The following is a 17,597-nucleotide window of genomic DNA, read 5'->3' on the forward strand; positions in this document are numbered from 1 at the left end:
CTGCACCTCCGCCCCCCGTACCGCCGCCCTCCGTGCCGCGCCCGCGTTCCGGGGCCGGATCGGCCGGGACGCGCGCAGCGGCCACTACGCGGTGCCGCACCGCTACCGGCTCCACCTGTCCACCGGCTGCGCCGACGGGCTGCGTCTCGCCGTCGGCCACAGCCTGCTGGGCCTCGACGCCGTCTGTCCGGTCGTCCTCCTGCCCGCGCTGCCCGACCGGTCCGACGGAGGCCACTCGGCCCTGCGCCCGCTGTACGAGGCGAGTGCCCACCACTGGACCGAGCCCGCTCTCGCGCCGGTGCTCAGCGACGACTGGACCGGACGCATCGTCAGCAACCACACCCCGGACATCCTGCGCGACCTGGACCGCTTCCCGCGCGACGGCCGGATCTCCCTGTACCCGCGCGGCGCGGAGAGCCGGATCGACGCCGTCGAACGGATCTGCGCCGAGGGCATCCTGGCGGCCGCGCGGTGCGCCGTACGGCCGGGCACCGGCCCCGTCGAGCGCGCGGCCGCCGTGGACGTGCTGCTGGACACGCTGGGCAGGCTCGAACGGCACCTGGCGGGGGAGCAGTACGTCGTCGACGGGCGGCTCACCGCCGCCGACGTCGCACTGTGGGTGGCGCTGGTGCGGTTGCACACCGTGCACCGCCACCACCTGGACGCCTTGGCCGCACACCGCGTCGCCGACCATCCGGTGCTGTGGGCCCACGTCCGCCGGCTGACCGCCCGGCCCGCCTTCGGCGGCCACCTCGACCCGGACACTGCCGACAGCCTGGCCGCCCGCACCTGAGTCCCGCCGTCCCGGCCCCTGCCCGGACCTCGACCCGGCCTCGGCCACGGCGCGCTCGCCGGGGCCCCGCCACCGGCGACTCGCGCGGGCCCGCCAGGTGGTCGAGGGGACGCCATCCCTCCCCCGAAGGCTACGTCCCCTCGACCGCTTTCCCGGTCGCCCGACTGGCTCGGACCGCCAGAGTGCCGCCCCGTGCCACCGGAACGCCTGAGTCGGGGGCTACTCAAGTCGCCCTGTATCAAACCTGAGTAGGCGTGCTCCAGTAGTCGTGACGATTTACGAACAGGACGCGAAGACGCTGGAGCTGCCCTGGCCGTTCACCGGCCGGGAGACCGAACTGGAGCTGGTGCGGCGGTCGTCGGCCGCCGGCCGGCCCGGCGTCGTGCTGACCGGCCCGGTCGGCTGCGGCAAGACCCGGCTGATCACCGAGGCGGTCCGGGGCACGGACTGCACCCGGATCACCGGGACGCCCGAGAGCCGCGGCCTGCCCTTCGCCGCCTTCGCGCACCTGCTGCCCGGCACCGTCTCGCTGCACCGGGCGGTGCAACTCCTCTCCGGCGTACGGCTCCTGGTCGTCGACGACGCCCATCTGCTCGACGAGGGGTCCGCTGCCCTCGTCCACCAGCTCGCCGCGCACGGACGCACCCGTCTGGTCGTGGCCGTCACGGACGGCGTGCCGGTACCGGGCGCGGTCTCCCGGCTGTGGACCGGGGAACTGCTGCCCCGCGTCGCACTGGAGCCGCTGCCCCGCGAGGAGACCGGCCGGCTGCTCGCCACGGCCGGTCTCGAACCGCTCACCGTGGGGCGGCTGCACCGGATGTGCCGGGGCGACCTGCGGCTGCTGTGCGACCTCGTGGCGGCGCTGCGCCGGTCCGGCGGACTCACCCGGGTCCCCGAGTGCGACGAGTGGGCCTGGCGCGGACCGGTGCCGATGACCGCGACCGTCCGCGACCGTCTCGCGCCTGTCCTGAACCGCGCCGGTGCCGGGGAGCGCGAGACGCTCGACCGGCTCGCCTTCGCCGAGCCGCTGCCGCTCGCCCTGGACGACCTCGACCTGGACGTCCTCGAACGCCTGGAGGCGGACGGCCTGATCCACGTCGAAGACCTCGGCTCCGTCAGCCTCGCCCACCCGCTGCACGGCCCCGCCCTGCGCGCCACCGCCGGCCGGCTTCGGGCCCTGCGGCTGACCGGTGCGCCGGACCGGTGCGGGGCCGCCCTGGCGGCGGAGCGGACCGCGCTGGAGCGCGGGCTGGCCCGGCAGGACGTGCGGGGCGTGCCGACGCCGGTGGGGGACTGGCTGCTGTCCGAGGGGCTGCCGGTCCCCGCCGGGTACGCGGTCGTACGCGCCCGGTACTCGCGGCTGCGCGGAGAGCTGCGCGAGGCCGCGGCGTGGGCCAGGGAAGGACTGCGGGCGGTCCCCGGTGACTCCCGCTGCGCCGACGAACTCGACTTAGTGACGGCGCAGTTGGGTGAACCGATGGGCGAGGACGGCTGGGCCGCGGCGGCCCGCGGTGACATCGAGGGCGCCCTGGCCCGGCTCACCGGGATCACGGGGGACGACGTGTTCGCGTGCTACGACGCCGTGCGCCTGGGCAGGCCGGGGCCGGCCGTGGGGCGGCTGCCGGCCGGCGGGGTGTTCGCCCGGCACGCCGAGGCGCTCGCCCGGGGCGACGGGCCGGCCCTCGACCGGGCCGCCGTGGCCCTGGCCGAACGCGGCTTCCTGCTGTTCGCGGCCGAGGCGCACGCCCAGGCCGTACGCGCGCACCGTGACCCGCGCGCCGCCCGCCTCTCCCGCACCCGCGCGGTCGCGCTGGCCCGCCGCTGCCAGGGCGCCCGCACCCCCGCGCTGGCCGGCCTCGTGCTGGGCGAACTCACCGCGCGGCAACGCCAGATCGTCACCCTCGCGGCCGCCGGGCTCAGCAACCGGCAGATCGCCGACAAGCTGACCCTGTCCGTGCGGACCGTCGGCAACCACCTCTACGGCGCGTACACCCGACTGGGCGCGAGCGACCGCGGCGCGCTGCCGTGGCTGACGGACCTGCCGGAGGCCGAACCGGCCTGAGCCGCGCGGACCTCGGCGGGCCGGGCCCGCGTGCCGTGCTGCCGTGCTGCCGTGCTGCCGTGCGGCCCCAGCGGACCCGGCCCGTGCCGCCGTGCCGCTCCCGCCCGCCCTCACGCCGCCCCGAACGCCGCGAACGCCCAGCCCGTCGCCTGGTGGACCGCGTCCTCGGGCAGGGCGGCGCGGGCGTCGCGCAGGGCTTCGGCCAGGGAGAGGCCCGCGTCGAGTCCCTTGTGCAGGGCGAGCATGAGCGGGACCACGGCGGCGTCGTTGACCGGGGCGCTGCTCGCCACCACCCCGGCCGTGCCCAGCGGCAGCAACGCCGTGACCAGGCCGAGGAGTTCGTCGGCGCCGACCGAGGCCAGGCGGGCGGTGTCGCAGCTGGACAGGATGATCCGGTACGGGCTGCGGGCCAGGCGCTCGAAGTCGTGGACGATCAGCGGGCCGTCGGCCATGCGCAGGGCCGAGAACAACGGGCTGTCGGCGCGGAACGTGCCGTGGGCGGCCAGATGGGCCAGGGCCGCGCCGTCCAGTTCGGCCAGCACCCGGGGCGCCTGCGCCGCCTCGCCCTCCAGGACGGTCGCGGTGCCGTACCGGTCTGCGAGTTCGGACACTTCGGCGCCGCCCGTGGCGAGGCCCGGCCCACGCACCAGGACGTGCCGGCCACCGGCCGGCGGCTCGGTCTCCCGGGCCCGCAGCCAGCTCCCCGCCGACGGCGACACGCTGAGCACCCGCTCCCGCAGCGCGGGCAGCAGCGCCCACGGCACCCGGTGCAGCGCCCCCGGCGGCACGATCACCACCGGCCCCGACCCCAGGTGCGGCACGGCACCGCCGAGCAGCAGCTCCTGGAGCCGCCGGCCCGCCGCCTCCACCAGCGGCAGCCGTGCCTCGCCGCCGGGGTGGGCGAGCCGCCGCAGCCCGGCCTGCACGTGCTCGGCCTCGGCCACCGCCTCGGCGAGCGATCCGCCCGCGAACCGCCGTACCCGCCCCTGCCCGCACAGCAGGACGTGCACCCGGCCGTCCACGACGGCGAGTTCGGCAAGCCGGGCCGGGCCGAGGCGGTCCAGCAGGCGGCCCGCGTCGAAGCGGTCGCCGCCGTCGGGCGCGTCACCGCGGATGTGGTGGGTTCGGGACCGGATGTCCCTCTCCAGCCTGCGCTGTTCGCGTTCCAGGGCGGGCACCGGGCGGCCCTCGCGGCGGGCCTCCTCCGCGCGGGCGGCGATCTCCCGGTAGGCGGTGAGGCTGCCGAGCAGCGCCGGGTCGGCGGGCGGCCGCGCGGGCGGCGCGGACAGCACGGTCGCCCGCCAGCGCTCGCTCCACTCCAGCAGCCGCCGCGCACCGCCGTGCGCGAGGCTCGCCTCCTGGGCGAGCGCGGCCAGTTCGGCGCCCTGCGCGGTCGCGCGGGCCCGCAGTTCGGAGGCGCCGAGCGTCATCCGGTGGTCGTCGAGGACGTCGAGGCCCCGCCGGCAGGCCTCCAGCACCCCACGCCCGGAACCGGCCGCCCGCGCCCGCAGGGCCTGCGCGGCCCAGCCGGTGACCCGGGCCGTCGGCGGACCGCCGTGCCGGCCGCGCGCCGCCGCCGTCAGGTGCCGCTCCGCTTCCGCCGTGCGGCCCAGCGCCAGCGCGACCCGGCCGGCCAGCAGCGACGCCTCGGGCGCGGCCGGCGAGCCGAAGGAGGCGAGCCGTTCCGCGACCGTCGCCGCGTCGGCCACCAGCCGCCCCGATCCGTTCCCGGCCGCCGCCCTGGCCTCGATGAGCACCAGCCGGGCATGGGCGGCCCACCAGGCCCGCCGCTGCGCCGCGAACAGCCGTACGGCGTCGGCGGCGCGGGCGATAGCGGTGTCCGGGTCCCCGGCCGAACGGGCGGCCCGCGCGGCGGCGAGCAGCAGCTCGGCCTTGCGGGTGGACTGTCCGCCGATCCGGTCGAGCAGCGCGATCGCCGTGTCCGCCTCCGCCAGCGCCTCCGGGGCGAGCCCCGCGGCCATCAGCACCTCGCAGCGCCGGATGGACAGCATGAAGGTGGGCGTGCCGAGCTTGGCGTACCGCTCCTCGGCCTCGTCCAGCAGCCGCAGTGCCGCCGGGATGTCCCCGGAACGGAACGCGGCGAGGCCCCGGCTCTCCACCGCGTCCGCCTTGTCGTGCTCCTGGCCGGTGGTCTCCCACAACCGCTCCGCCGCCGTGAAGTCGGCGACCGCCCGGTCCACCGCGCCCAGCGCCAGGTGCACGGTGGCCCGTAGCGTCAGCGCCCGCGCGGTCCAGATGTCGTCACGGACCTGCCGCAGCACCGGAAGCGCCCGCCGCACGTCCTCCAGCGCCTCCCGGTGACTCCCCAGCACCCACCACACGTAGGCCCGCCGGTACAGCACCCGCGCCCTGGTGTGCCCGCTGCCCCGGGCGACCCCCTGTTCGAACGACGCGAGGCCCTGGCGCGTGCGCCCCGCGTGCACCAGTGCGACCCCCAGCGTGGCGAGCACGTCCGCCTCCCGCTCGGCCGACTCGGCGCGCGCGGCCAGGTCCCGGGCCCGTCGCAGGTGCCGCAGGGCGATCCGCAGATCGCCGAAGTCCCGCTGCCAGATGCCGATCACCTGATGGGCGACGCTGGCGTGCAGCGGCGACGGATCGGTGTGCAGCACCAGATCCGCGCGTGCCCGGGCCTCGCCGGGATCGGCGAACACCATCGGCAGCAGTTCGAGGACCGAGTCGCTTCCCGCTGTCACCCCTCGCATGGTAGTGGCCTGCGCGAACCCGTCACACGGCTGTCCCCTTCCGCTTTTCGCTGTACCGCGCCTGCCCGCGGGCTGTATCAATCGGTCGTCCGGTGACTCTCACTTTCGGACACCGTCTCAGGGGGAGGACACTCCATGGCACCTCAGCGATTCCACGAGCAGTTCCGGCACATCCAGCGCTCGATGCCCGATGTGGCCCTGGCCATGGGGCCGGACGAGGACGGCCACTTCTTCTACGAGAAGGGTGTCGTCCTCGCCCGCGACGGCGCCGAGGCCCGCATGGTCGAGGACACCGTGCGCGCCCACTTCACCGAGACCCGGGGCCTGGTCCCGGACCACGTGCGCCGCGCCGGACCGGAGACCAACCGCACCGGTATCACCCGGATCCGGGTCGGTGACCCCGCGGAGGGCGACGACGGCGTCCCGCACGCCCTGCGCGCCCTCACCGGGGCCGAGGGCCGCCGGGGCCACCGGCTGGTCAGCCGCAACCACGTCGTGCACATCGCCCCCGTCAACGCCTGCCCCGGCGACGAGCCCGTGCCCGCGCCGCGCGGCGAGCCGGCCAACCCGGCCCCGGAGGAGGGCCGTCACGACCCGGACACCGCCGTGGGCGTCCTCGTCGTCGACACCGGCCTGGTGCACGACCACCGTGCCTACCCGCTCCTCGCGCACACCACGGGCGACCCCCAGGTGAGCGAGACCGACGCCGACGGCCTGCTGCGTCAGTACGTCGGCCACGGCACGTTCATCGCCGGGATCGTCGCGGCCGTCGCGCCCAACACCGACATCACCGTCCGCGGCACGCTCAACGACGTGGGTGCCATCCTTGAGTCGGAGTTCGGCGGCAAGCTGTTCGAGGCCGTCGACCAGGGCGGCTGGCCCGACATCATCAGCCTCTCCGCCGGTACCTCCACCGAGTCCGCCGTGGGTCTGCTCGGGCTCGACGCGTTCATGCGTGAACTGCGCGAGCAGCGCACCCTGCTGGTGGCCGCGGCCGGCAACAACGGCAGCGACACCCCGTTCTGGCCGGCCGCCTACGCCTCGCTGCCCGAGTACGCGGACAGCGTGCTCTCGGTCGGCGCGCTGCGCGGGGACGGCGCCTCCGAGGCGTGCTTCAGCAACCACGGCCCCTGGGTCGGGGTGTACGCCCCCGGCGAGCGCCTCACCAGCGCCCTCACCGGCTTCGACGCGCCCGTGCCGTACGTCTACCAGCACTCCACGTACGACACCTGCCGGTTCGGCCTCGGCTACGCCTGCACCTGCCGGTACCCGCGCCACACGGGCGTGCTGAGCGAGACCGGCGAGAGCGGCACGACCGAGCCCGACCAGGTGATGTTCGACGGCCTCGCGCAGTGGAGCGGCACCTCCTTCGCCACCCCGGCGGCCGCCGCCCTGGTGGCCGCCCACATGACGGCGCACAAGGAGCGCGACCCGCGTGCGGCGCGCAAACAACTCCTCGCCTCACTCACCGAGTACGCCGATGTGCGCGGGGCGCACGTCCCGGCGCTCCGGCCGCCCACCTGGCGCCCGGTTCCCGTCGGGGTCCCGGTGCAGTCCGCATGAGGTCCGGAACCCTCCCCTCCACGGCGTACGATGACGTGCCGTACACGAGGGGTGGAACCGTGGACCGAACAGAGGTCGGCGCGTTGGTCCGGTCCGCCGTCGACGGCGACGCCGCGGCCTGGAAGGCGCTGGTGGAAGGCATGAGTCCGCTGGTGTGGTCGGTCGTGCGCGCGCACCGGCTGTCGGACGCCGACGGGCATGAGGTCTACCAGACCGTGTGGTTCCGCTTCGCCCAGCACCTGGGCCGGCTGCGCGAGCCCGACAAGGCTGGCGCGTGGCTGGCCAGTACGGCTCGGCACGAGTGCCTGAAGGTGCTCAAGGGGCTCACCCGGCTGACGCTGACCGACGATCCGCTGGTGCTCGACCGCGCCAGCGAGGAGCGCACGCCGGAACAGTCGCTGATCGACGCCGAGGAGGAGGCCGAGCAGGCCGAACGGGTCCGCCGGCTGTGGCAGGAGTTCGAGGAACTCGGGGACCGGTGCAGGCAGTTGCTGCGCGTGCTGATCGCCTCGCCGCCGCCCAGCTATCTGGAGGTCTCGGCCGCGCTCGGCATCGCGGTCGGCAGTATCGGGCCCCTGCGCCAGCGCTGTCTGCGCCGGCTGCGGGCCCGGATGGACGCACGGGGGACGGTGTGAGCGGCATGGACGGCAACGGACGGCCCGACGAGGGCTTCGGCGAGGGCTTCGGCGGGGAGTTCGACACGGACGTCGGCCAGGGCGTCGGCGAGGACATCGAACAGGGCCCGGGAGTGAACGAGTTCGACGGTGTCGACGATCCGGTCGGGTTCGACGGCGATGTGCTGGAGGCGGAACTGCGCCGGGCGGCCGACGAACTGGACCCGGTCCCCGTCGAGCTGCGCCAACTGGCACTGGAAGCCTACGCGTTGCACGACCTCGACGCCCGGATCGCCGAGCTCACCTTCGACTCGCTCGTGGACGCCCTGCCGGTCAGGGGGGTGCCGGACGCGCCGCGGATGCTGACCTTCCGGGCGGGCGGGCTTTCGGTGGACGTGGAGGTGACCGAGGAGGGGCTGATCGGTCAGGTGCTGCCGCCGCAGTCGGCGCGCATCGAAGTGCTGGGCGGCCCGCAGGCGGCCCAGCCGGTACCGGTCGACACGCTCGGGCGTTTCACCAGCGACCACGCGCCGACCGGCCCGTTCGCCCTTCGGCTGCGGGCCGGCGGTGAGGTGATCGTCACGGAGTGGCTGCGGGCGTGAGCCCCGGTCACCAGGTGACGGGCAGGGTCAGCGGCCCGCGGATCATCGTCTTGTGCCGCCAGCGCACGTCCTCGGCCGGGACCGCGAGGCGCAGGCCCGGCAGCCGGTCGAGCAGCGTGTCCACCAGCAGCTCGGTCTGCAGCCGGGCGAGGACGGCGCCCGTGCAGTAGTGCGGTCCGTTGCCGAAGGCCAGGTGCGGGCACGCGGCGCGGTCGGGGTCGATGCGGTCCGGGTCGGGGAAGACGTCCGGATCGCGGTTGGCGGCGAGGTAGGAGACGTACACCGGTTCGCCCGCCGCGATCCGGTGCCCGGCCAGCTCCACGTCCTCCAGCGCGATCCGCGCCAGTCCGACGGTGCTGCGGTGCGGGATGTGGCGCAGCAGCTCGTCCAGCACACGGCCGCGCTCCAGCGGGCGGCCGCGCAGCCGCTCCATCAACTCCGGCCGGGTCAGCAGCAGGAACAGCATCTGCCCGCAGTTGTGGGTGACGGCCTCCCCGCCGATCTGCAGCGGCCCGGCGAGTCCGACGGCCTCCTCCTCGCTGATCTCCCCGCGGGTCACGGCTGCGCCGAGCAGCGAGTACACGTCCTCGTCGGTGCTGTGGGCCCGGTCCCGGACCATCGTGCCGATCCAGTCGTACAGGCCGGTCTTTGCCCGCCCGGCGGCCTCGGCGCCGCCCGACGTGGAGATGATCTGCCGGGTCCAGCCGTGCACCCGCGCCCGGTCGGCGGGCGGCACGCCCATCACCTCGCTGACGACCGTGAGCGGGAACGGCTCCAGCACCCGCTCCACCAGGTCGGCGGGCGGCCCGTCCGCCACGACCCCGTCGACCAGGCCGTCCAGGATCTCCTGCGCGCGGGGCCGCAGCCGCTTCATCGCGCTCACCGTGAAGGCGCCGGCGACCGGCTTGCGCAGCCGGTTGTGCTCGGGCTGGTCGGCCCAGGCGAGCGAGCCGGGACGAGGCGCGAAGTTAGGGGCGAGCCGGGTCACCTGACGGCGCGTGACCTCGGTGCGGCTGAACCGGGGGTCATTGGTGACCAGCCTGACGTCCTCGTACCGGGTGGCCAGCCAGGCCCAGCCCTCGCCGAACGGCAGCCGGATCCGGGTCAGCGGGCCCTCGCGCATCAGACCGGCGAGGACCGGGTCGAACTCCGTGCCGTCCAGGTCCGGCGGCGGCCAGTCCCGTACCGGCGGCGGGGTGCGGCCGGGGAGGCTGATCTCCTCGGCCGGGCCCGCCACCCGCACGGGCGAGAGTGCCTGTCCGGTGAGCGTGCTGGTGTCCTCGGTCATGACCACCACCCTCGTACGCGCCCCGTCGGCTGTCCTGCCGGAGTGCTCCAGCCGGAGGCCCGCACGGCCACGGCGCGGCGGCCGCGGGCGGCGCTCCGCACGGAGCCATGGTCTGGCGCCCGCACGGCCACGACCGGTGCCCCGCATGGCGGCCAAGGTCCGGTGCCCCGCATGGCGGCCACGGCATCTGGTCCCCCGCGCGGGTGCTTCGGCCCGGTGCCCCGCACTGCAATCACGGGTCGGCGCCCTACACCGCGGTCACCAGCGCGGCCAGGGCGGCGGCGAGCCGCTCCAGACCGGGCCCGGCCGGGCCGCCGGGCTCCGCCATGTAGGTGTCCCGGCGTATCTCCACCATCAGCGCGCTCACCCGCGGGTCCCGGCCGTAGTACTCCAGCGGCACGTAGGTCCCGCCGAACGGGCTGTCGAGCCCGGTCCCGCCGGACCCGGAGAACGCCGTACGGGCCGCCTCCCGCAGGTTCGGCGGCGTGTGGAAGGAGTCCGTGCCCAGGCACACGGGCGGGCGCGGCCCCGACCCGTGCAGTTCGTAGGGCAGCGCGCGGGTGGGGTAGGAGTGGACGTCGATCACCACGGCCCGCCCGGTCGCGGCGAGCCGCCCGGCCACCGCCTCGGTCATGGCCCGGGCGTACGGCCGGAAGTACCGCTCGACCAGCGGACCGGGGTCGGTGTCCGCGGCCCGCAGTTCGGCCCGGTGCGTGGTGCGCGTGTACACGGCCCCCATCCCGACGGCGAGCATCTCCTCCCGCTCGTCCGGGAACCGCTCCGGGTCGACCACCAGCCGCGACAGCCGGTTCACGAACCGCCAGGGCCGCAGGCCGGCCAGCGCGGCGGCGCGCTCCGCGATCTCGGCGGTGTGCGCGTCGGTGATGTGGTCCAGCTCCCGCTCGAGACCGGCGTCGTCCAGCACGATCCCCTCACGCACGTCCCCGGGTATCGCCCGCGCGGAGTGCGGCACGTGCAGCAGTACGGGGGAGTGGTCGTCCCCGGGCAGGAGTTCGAACGACGCGGAGGACTCGGTCACGGGCTGCTCCAGAGCTGGGGACGACGACACAAGATCAAGGTCCCACACCCCACTGACAACGAGCCCCGGCCGCCCCCGGGCCCGCCCGCACTTGGTGGTCGACGCTCGAAATCCCTCGGGGGTTGATCACGCGGCGGGACGGTCGGAGGTGGTGAGCCTCCACTGGAACGGCCGTGCCGCGCCGTTGTAGCGGTCTTCGAATGCTCGGAGCCGATCCCGAACCTCGACGGATTCCGTGGCCTTCACACACCTCGTCGGTGTCCGGTTCGGCGCACCCTCAGATGCGGACGAAGACGTTGACCACCACTCCGATATAGAGAATGACGAGGATGGTCCAGAAGGTGTAGACGATGCCGGGATACCGAATGTAGAGAGGTATCCGGATGGTCGGATAACGCTTGCGAAGTTCACGTGGGGTCGGCGTACCCCCGAACTGCTGAGGAAGACCCGCCCTACGCCACACCTTGTCGAGTTCGGCCTCATGCCACTGGCGGGGATTGAGCATGACGGCGGCGCGGTCGTCACCCACGACGAGCACCGCGCCGGCGATGCCGCTGGAGTTGATATGGGTCCGGGCCACGAAGCCGGGCCCCTCGATGACGGTCAGCCGGCGCGCCCAGTTGCGCACCAAGACGTTGCCGTCCACGAGTGCCACATACGTGTTCACGGTGTGCAGGACCGCATAAGCCACGTACCACAGGAAGGGGAGCGCGATGAGGGCGATGACCGCGGGTACCGCCATCGACCCGAGCCCCTCACTGGTGCCGCGCCCGCCCGCGAGCATGCGCGTCATGCTTATACCCGGCACGATGACCGCCGGCACGACGGCCAGTGCAACGCGCCCGAACCGGCTCTTGTCCGGGGATACGAAAAGCTCTGTGCGGCGGTCATTCACGGCTGCTCTCCGGTCTCTCCACACACGGCGGCAAAAGGAAGGCCGTCACAGGCATCATCCGCCCCCCCAACTCCGTTGCTGTTCTGCTCCCATTTGCGCTCTCATCCAGGACTCAAGCCGGTCGACGTCGATCAGCGTCAAGCGACGGCGAGCGGCAATCCTGTGTGCGCGCCTGGCGAGCGGCCCGAGGACGACAAAGATCGTCACCTTAACGGGCCCCAGGGCCAGCGTTCTGGAGTGTCCTGACGATCTTGGAATCGCGTCCGGCTTGCACCGGACAACACAGATTGATATGCGCCGGTAATCCGGGGCAACTCGGGCCTTCAGGGCGGGATCTTCGGCTGTCTCCTAGGCGGAGGCAGGGAAGTCCTTGCGCTTGATCTTGGCGCGGCGACCGTCCGGGTGGTGGAAGACGATGCCCTCGGCCAGGGCGCCGGGGGCGAAGCGGCTCTCCAGTTCACCGAGGAAGTCGCGAAGGCCGGCGTAGTCGCGCGGCACGCCCTGGTAGACCGGCACCTCCAGGTTGAACGGCACGCAACGGTGGTCGTCCAGCCGCAGGGCGTTGCCCTGGATGCGGGGGCCGAGCGCTTCGCAGGAGTGCTCGCCGTCCGGCCATGACGTGACGTCAGTGTTGCGGGCGGCGGCGAGAACCCACTTGTCTTCCGCGGCACCCTCGGCGATGTCCACGTACCAGCCGTCCTTGATCCCCTGTGCCTTCTGCAGCTTGCTCGGGTTGCGCCGCTTCTCCACCCGTACCAGCCGGCCCGCCCGGACGGTGAGACGGACGTTGGTTCCGTCGAGCTTCTCCGTCGGGGCCCCCTCGCCGTCGAACACCCATGCACACTCCACCCGCGGCCGGTCGACGACCCGGAAGTCGCCGTCCCGCTCGAACAGCGTGGGGATCTTCTCCATGACCTGCATGCCCTTTCTGACGTGGCCGACCAGTTCCTCGTGGGTGATGGCACCGGACGCCAAACCGCCCGCCAGCGCGCGGACCAGGTCCGCGACCGAGACCTCGGCCTCGACGGCAACCCGCTTCAGCGCCTTCTTCTCCTCGGGCGAGATCCAGGCGACCAGTCGGGACCAGCCTTCGGGCGGTGTCCATCGCGCGAGCTGCTCCGGATTTTTACGGGGCCGACCGCGCCCTCTGCGCTCCTCCATGGGCAGGACCCTAGGTCGGCATTTAATAGTGTGTCAATTGGCATAACAGAAAATGGCAGCCCGCGGAGCCTTCGCCTCGGCGTCTGACCAGGCGACACCCGCAACACCGACTCCGCAGTCAACCTCCCGAAGAATTCCCGAAGTTGACCACTCAGCGGCCCGGGCCCCGCCGGCTCCCGGCCCAGACAGGTCACTTGAGGCCCGTCTGGCACGCGGCGCTCGCCCGGCCGCAGGCGGCTTCCGCGCCGCCCAGCCGGCCTGGCCCCAAGACCGGCCCCCAGGCATGACTCCGCCCCGGTCGGAGACGTCCGGCCGGGGCGGGATCAGGCTCGGCGGAGGCGGCGGGGCCTCGCGCCGGAGGGTCAGCTCAGGGAGGCGAGGGCCTCGTTCCAGGTGGCCGACGGGCGCATGACCGCGTCCGCCTTCGCCTTCTCCGGCCGGTAGTAGCCGCCGATGTCGGCCGGCTTGCCCTGGACGGCGATCAGCTCGTCGACGATGGTCTGCTCCTTCGCGGCGAGGTTCTCCGCGAACGCGCCGAACGCCTTGGCGAGGTCGGCGTCGTCGGTCTGCGCCGCCAGCTCCTGCGCCCAGTACAGGGACAGGTAGAAGTGGCTGCCGCGGTTGTCGATGCCGCCGACGCGACGGGTCGGGGACTTGTCCTCGTTGAGGAAGGTCGCCGTGGCGCGGTCGAGGGTGTCGGCCAGCACCTGGGCGCGGGTGTTGCCGGTGGCCGTCGCGTACTGCTCGAAGGACGGCACCAGGGCGAAGAACTCACCGAGGGAGTCCCAGCGCAGGTAGTCCTCCTTGACGAGCTGCTGGACGTGCTTCGGGGCGGAGCCGCCGGCGCCCGTCTCGAACAGGCCGCCGCCCGCCATCAGCGGGACGACCGACAGCATCTTGGCGCTGGTGCCCAGCTCCAGGATCGGGAAGAGGTCGGTCAGGTAGTCACGCAGCACGTTGCCGGTCACCGAGATGGTGTTCTCGCCGCGGCGGATGCGCTCCACCGACAGCTTGGTGGCCTCGACCGGGGCGAGGACGCGGATGTCCAGGCCCTCGGTGTCGTGCTCCGCCAGGTACCGCTCGACCTTGCCGATCAGGTTGGCGTCGTGCGCGCGGGTCTCGTCCAGCCAGAACACGGCCGGGTCGCCGGTGGCGCGGGCGCGGGTGACGGCGAGCTTCACCCAGTCCTTGATCGGGGCGTCCTTGGTCTGGCAGGCGCGGAAGATGTCGCCGGCGGAGACCGTCTGCTCGATCACGACGTTGCCGGCCTGGTCGACCAGGCGGACGGTGCCGGTGACCGGGATCTCGAAGGTCTTGTCGTGGCTGCCGTACTCCTCGGCCTTCTGCGCCATGAGGCCGACGTTCGGGACGGAGCCCATGGTCGACGGGTCGTAGGCGCCGTGGGCGCGGCAGTCCTCGATCACGGCCTGGTAGACACCGGCGTACGAGGAGTCGGGCAGCACCGCGAGGGTGTCGGCCTCCTGGCCGTCCGGGCCCCACATGTGGCCGGAGGTGCGGATCATGGCCGGCATCGAGGCGTCGACGATGACGTCGGACGGCACGTGCAGGTTCGTGATGCCCTTGTCGGAGTCCACCATCGCCAGCGCCGGGCCCTCGGCCAGCTCGGCGTCGAAGGAGGCCTTGATCTCGGCGCCCTCCGGCAGGGACTCGATGCCCTTGAAGATGCCGCCCAGACCGTCGTTCGGGGTCAGGCCGGCGGCGGCGAAGGTCTCGCCGTACTTCGCGAACGTCTTCGGGAAGAAGGCGCGCACCACGTGGCCGAAGACGATCGGGTCGGAGACCTTCATCATCGTGGCCTTCAGGTGCACGGAGAACAGGACGCCCTCCTCCTTGGCCCGGGCGACCTGCGCGGTCAGGAACTCGCGCAGCGCGGCGACCCGCATCACGGAGGCGTCGACGACCTCGCCCTCGAGTACCGGCACGGACTCGCGCAGCACGGTGGTCGAGCCGTCGTCGCCCTTGAGCTCGATGCGCAGCGCGCCGGCCTCGGAGATCACCACGGACTTCTCGGTGGAGCGGAAGTCGTCCACGCCCATGGTCGCCACATCGGTCTTGGAGTCGCCGCTCCAGGCGCCCATGCGGTGCGGGTGGGTCTTGGCGTAGTTCTTGACCGAGGCGGGGGCGCGGCGGTCGGAGTTGCCCTCGCGCAGCACCGGGTTGACGGCGGAGCCCTTGATCTTGTCGTAGCGGGCGCGGATCTCGCGCTCCTCGTCGGTCTTCGGGTCGTCCGGGTAGTCCGGCAGCGCGTAGCCCTTGCCCTGGAGCTCGGCGACGGCGGCCTTGAGCTGCGGGATGGACGCCGAGATGTTCGGCAGCTTGATGATGTTGGCGGCGGGCGTCTTGGCCAGCTCGCCCAGCTCGCTCAGGGCGTCCGGGATGCGCTGGTCCTCGTTCAGGTACTCCGGGAAGACGGCGATGATGCGCCCGGCCAGCGAGATGTCGCGGGTCGTGACGGGCACACCGGCCTGCGAGGCGTACGCCTGGATCACCGGCAGGAACGAGTGCGTCGCCAGGGCCGGGGCCTCGTCTGTGTAGGTGTAGATGATGGTCGAGTCAGTCACCGGGTGCTCCGCTCCACGTCTGCAACATTGCTCGACATCAAGATATCTCGTGACGTGGGTCCGCTCGACAGGGGACCCTCGGTCGAAAACGCGCCGAGATCATGCAACCGGAACACCGCTCTCGTGGTCATGACAAGCGATCGCACATCTGACCGGCGGCCGGACCCGACCACCCGGCCGCCCGAGCGAAAGCTGACCATGAGATATCGCACCAGAGTGACGGCCCCGGCGGCCGCCCTGCTCGGCACGGCCGCGGCACTGACGGTGGGCTCGCCGGCCCAGGCGCTCGCCGGCGGGGGGAAGGCGAAGCGCAAGGTGGTGGCCCCGGGCCCGGAGACCCTCGGTGACCCCGTCTTCCCCACCCTCGGCAACAAGGGGTACCGCGTCTCGTCCTACGCGCTCGACCTCGCGTACGACTCGACGGCCCGGACGGTCGACGCGACCGCGACCCTGCGGATACGCACCGACCGGCCGCTGAGCCGGTTCTCGCTGGACGCCCTCGGCCTGGACATCCGCACGGTGACCGTCAACGGCGCCGCCGCCGTCTTCGAGCAGGCGGGCGAGAAGCTGCGCGTCACGCCCGCCAGGGAGCTGGCGGAGGACGCCGCCGCCGTGGTGTGTGTCGCCTACTCGGCCGACCCCCGCCGCAGCCTCGCGCACACCGCCTGGGTGCCCACCCCGGACGGTTTCGCGATCTGCCCGCAGCCGAACTCGGCGCACACCGTCTTCCCGTGCAACGACCACCCCTCGGACAAGGCGGACTTCACCTTCCGCGTCACGGTCCCGAACGGGCTGCGCGGCGTGGCGAACGGCAACCTCACCGACACCAAGGCGCTGGCCGACGGCCGTACGACGTACTCGTACCGCTCGGCGTCGCCGATGGCCACCGAGCTGGTCCAGATCACCGTCGGCGACTACGTGGTCAAGGACCGGCAGGGCCCGCACGGCCTGCCGCTGCGCGACGTCGTGCCGTCCGCCCGGGCCGCCGCGCTGGAACCGGCGCTCGCGCTCACCCCGAACCTGGTGACGTGGCTGGAGACCCGCCTGGGCGTCGCGTTCCCCTTCGAGACGTACGGCCTGCTGCCGTGCAACTCCGACGACGCCAAGGCGTTCGACTTCACCGGCCTGGAGACGCAGACCCTCACGCTGTACAAGCCGAACTTCCTGCTCCAGGAGGAGAAGAAGATCGGCTCGCACATGATGCACGAGCTGGTCCACTCCTACTTCGGCAACCTGGTCAGCCCCGCGAGCTGGTCGGACCTGTGGCTGAACGAGGGCCACGCCGACTTCTACGGGCTGCTGTACCGCTACGAGCGCGGCTGGGCCGACTCGCTGGGCCTGACCACCATGGAAGCCCGGATGAAGGACACCTACGCCCGTGGCGACCAGTGGCGCCACGACTCCGGCCCGGTGGCCTCGCCCAACGCGGTCAACCTGTTCGACAGCCAGCGCTACCTGGGCGGCGTGCTCACCCTGTACGCGTTCCGGCAGCAGGTCGGCGAGCAGGTCTTCAACGCCGTCGAGCGCGCCTTCCTCGAGCGCTTCCGCAACTTCTCGGCGTCCACCGACGACTACATCGCGGTCGCCTCGGAGGTTTCCGGCCAGGACCAGTCGGGCTTCCTGCGTGACTGGCTCTACGGCACCAAGACGCCGCGGATGCCCGGCCACCCCGACTGGACGGTGACCCCGGTCGGCTCGGCGTTCGCGGCGCCGCACAGCAAGCGCGGCGGCCACCGGCACGACAACTCGGCCACGCTCTGATCAGCCGTGGCGGGCGGAGCCTGACCCGGCTGCGCCCGCCACCTCGCGCTCGATCCACCGGCAGATCACGTCCACCACGTACACGTGTTCCGCGCGGCTCAGCTCGCGACCCCGGGGAATCCCGTGCCAGCGCTGGAGACACCCCCGGCAGCACGTGGCGGTGGCGTGCTGGGCGACGAACACCGGGTGTCCCCGGTACGGCGTCTGCTTGCCGTCCTTGACCGGCGCGGCCGGGGCCAGCCGCCGGGCGATCAGGTCGTAGGCGTGCCACCGTACGGTCGCCGCGCCCTTGAGCTCGGCGGTGGCCAGATCCCGCCCGCGCAGGCGGAACCGGGCCCCGAAGGGCCGGTGGCGCGCGATGTCGTCGAGCCGCCGGTCGAGGGCCGGGCCGCTGGGAAGGCCGCTGGGGAGGGGACCGGGTGGGTCCGGGGGAACGGTCATGACGGTCCGATGATACGTCCGGTCTGGGCCGGTATCGGCCGCCCGGTGCCCGGTGCCCGGTGCCCGGTGCCCG

13 protein-coding genes are annotated in these 17,597 nt (G+C 73.3%); 6 read left to right on the forward strand and 7 right to left on the reverse strand.

Features of this window, described 5'->3' with window-relative positions:
- Both V7E45_RS29150 and V7E45_RS29155 read left to right on the forward strand, forming a co-directional pair.
- A partial coding sequence (locus V7E45_RS29150; protein ID WP_443056277.1) for a glutathione S-transferase C-terminal domain-containing protein occupies nt 1–793 on the forward strand: 793 nt, incomplete at its 5' end.
- A gap of 268 nt (nt 794–1,061) precedes the next feature.
- Complete coding sequence (locus V7E45_RS29155) at nt 1,062–2,855, forward strand: LuxR family transcriptional regulator AbsR2 (protein WP_333777183.1); 1,794 nt, start codon at nt 1,062–1,064, stop codon at nt 2,853–2,855.
- A gap of 110 nt (nt 2,856–2,965) precedes the next feature.
- On the opposite strand, the gene V7E45_RS29160 is transcribed toward V7E45_RS29155, so the two are convergent.
- Complete coding sequence (locus V7E45_RS29160) at nt 2,966–5,578, reverse strand: CHAT domain-containing protein (protein WP_333777184.1); 2,613 nt, start codon at nt 5,576–5,578, stop codon at nt 2,966–2,968.
- Nucleotides 5,579–5,713: 135 nt separating this feature from the next.
- Between V7E45_RS29160 and V7E45_RS29165 the strand changes: the two genes are divergently transcribed.
- The 3 genes from V7E45_RS29165 to V7E45_RS29175 are packed head-to-tail and all read left to right on the forward strand — an operon-like array spanning nt 5,714 to nt 8,357.
- Nucleotides 5,714–7,141: a S8/S53 family peptidase gene (locus V7E45_RS29165; RefSeq protein ID WP_333777185.1), complete on the forward strand. Its 1,428-nt coding sequence runs from the start codon at nt 5,714–5,716 to the stop codon at nt 7,139–7,141.
- Nucleotides 7,138–7,776: an RNA polymerase sigma factor gene (locus tag V7E45_RS29170; protein WP_333777186.1), complete on the forward strand. Its 639-nt coding sequence runs from the start codon at nt 7,138–7,140 to the stop codon at nt 7,774–7,776. Before V7E45_RS29165 ends, V7E45_RS29170 begins: the two co-directional genes overlap by 4 nt.
- A 5-nt stretch (nt 7,777–7,781) precedes the next feature.
- Nucleotides 7,782–8,357 carry a hypothetical protein gene (locus V7E45_RS29175; protein ID WP_333777187.1) on the forward strand — a complete coding sequence of 192 codons (576 nt, stop codon included), beginning with the start codon at nt 7,782–7,784 and terminating at the stop codon, nt 8,355–8,357.
- Nucleotides 8,358–8,364: 7 nt separating this feature from the next.
- On the opposite strand, the gene V7E45_RS29180 is transcribed toward V7E45_RS29175, so the two are convergent.
- The 5 genes from V7E45_RS29180 to V7E45_RS29200 all read right to left on the reverse strand — a co-directional run bounded on the left by V7E45_RS29180 (nt 8,365) and on the right by V7E45_RS29200 (nt 15,322).
- A complete protein-coding gene (locus tag V7E45_RS29180) occupies nt 8,365–9,645 on the reverse strand; it encodes a cytochrome P450 (protein ID WP_333777188.1) in 1,281 nt (426 codons plus the stop codon).
- Between the two features lie 247 nt (nt 9,646–9,892).
- Nucleotides 9,893–10,684 (reverse strand): N-formylglutamate amidohydrolase, encoded by a 792-nt coding sequence (locus tag V7E45_RS29185; protein ID WP_333777189.1) that lies wholly within the window; start codon nt 10,682–10,684, stop codon nt 9,893–9,895.
- Nucleotides 10,685–10,961: 277 nt separating this feature from the next.
- The gene (locus V7E45_RS29190; RefSeq protein ID WP_333777190.1) at nt 10,962–11,579 is read right to left on the reverse strand and encodes a hypothetical protein; all 618 of its coding nucleotides are present in this window, start codon (nt 11,577–11,579) and stop codon (nt 10,962–10,964) included.
- Nucleotides 11,580–11,927: 348 nt separating this feature from the next.
- On the reverse strand, nt 11,928–12,740 hold the full coding sequence (locus tag V7E45_RS29195; RefSeq protein WP_333777191.1) for a hypothetical protein: 813 nt from the start codon (nt 12,738–12,740) through the stop codon (nt 11,928–11,930).
- 362 nt (nt 12,741–13,102) lie between these two features.
- A complete protein-coding gene (locus V7E45_RS29200; RefSeq protein WP_333777192.1) occupies nt 13,103–15,322 on the reverse strand; it encodes an NADP-dependent isocitrate dehydrogenase in 2,220 nt (739 codons plus the stop codon).
- A 198-nt stretch (nt 15,323–15,520) separates the two neighbouring features.
- Between V7E45_RS29200 and V7E45_RS29205 the strand changes: the two genes are divergently transcribed.
- Nucleotides 15,521–17,083, forward strand: a complete 1,563-nt coding sequence (locus tag V7E45_RS29205; protein WP_333777193.1) for a M1 family metallopeptidase — start codon at nt 15,521–15,523, stop codon at nt 17,081–17,083.
- Here V7E45_RS29205 and V7E45_RS29210 read toward each other — a convergent pair whose 3' ends face one another.
- Nucleotides 17,084–17,524 (reverse strand): DUF4186 domain-containing protein, encoded by a 441-nt coding sequence (locus V7E45_RS29210; RefSeq protein ID WP_333777194.1) that lies wholly within the window; start codon nt 17,522–17,524, stop codon nt 17,084–17,086.
- Between the last annotated feature and the right edge of the window lie 73 nt (nt 17,525–17,597).

This window comes from Streptomyces sp. IBSBF 3136 (assembly GCF_036815105.1).
Classification (GTDB): Bacteria; Actinomycetota; Actinomycetes; order Streptomycetales; family Streptomycetaceae; genus Streptomyces.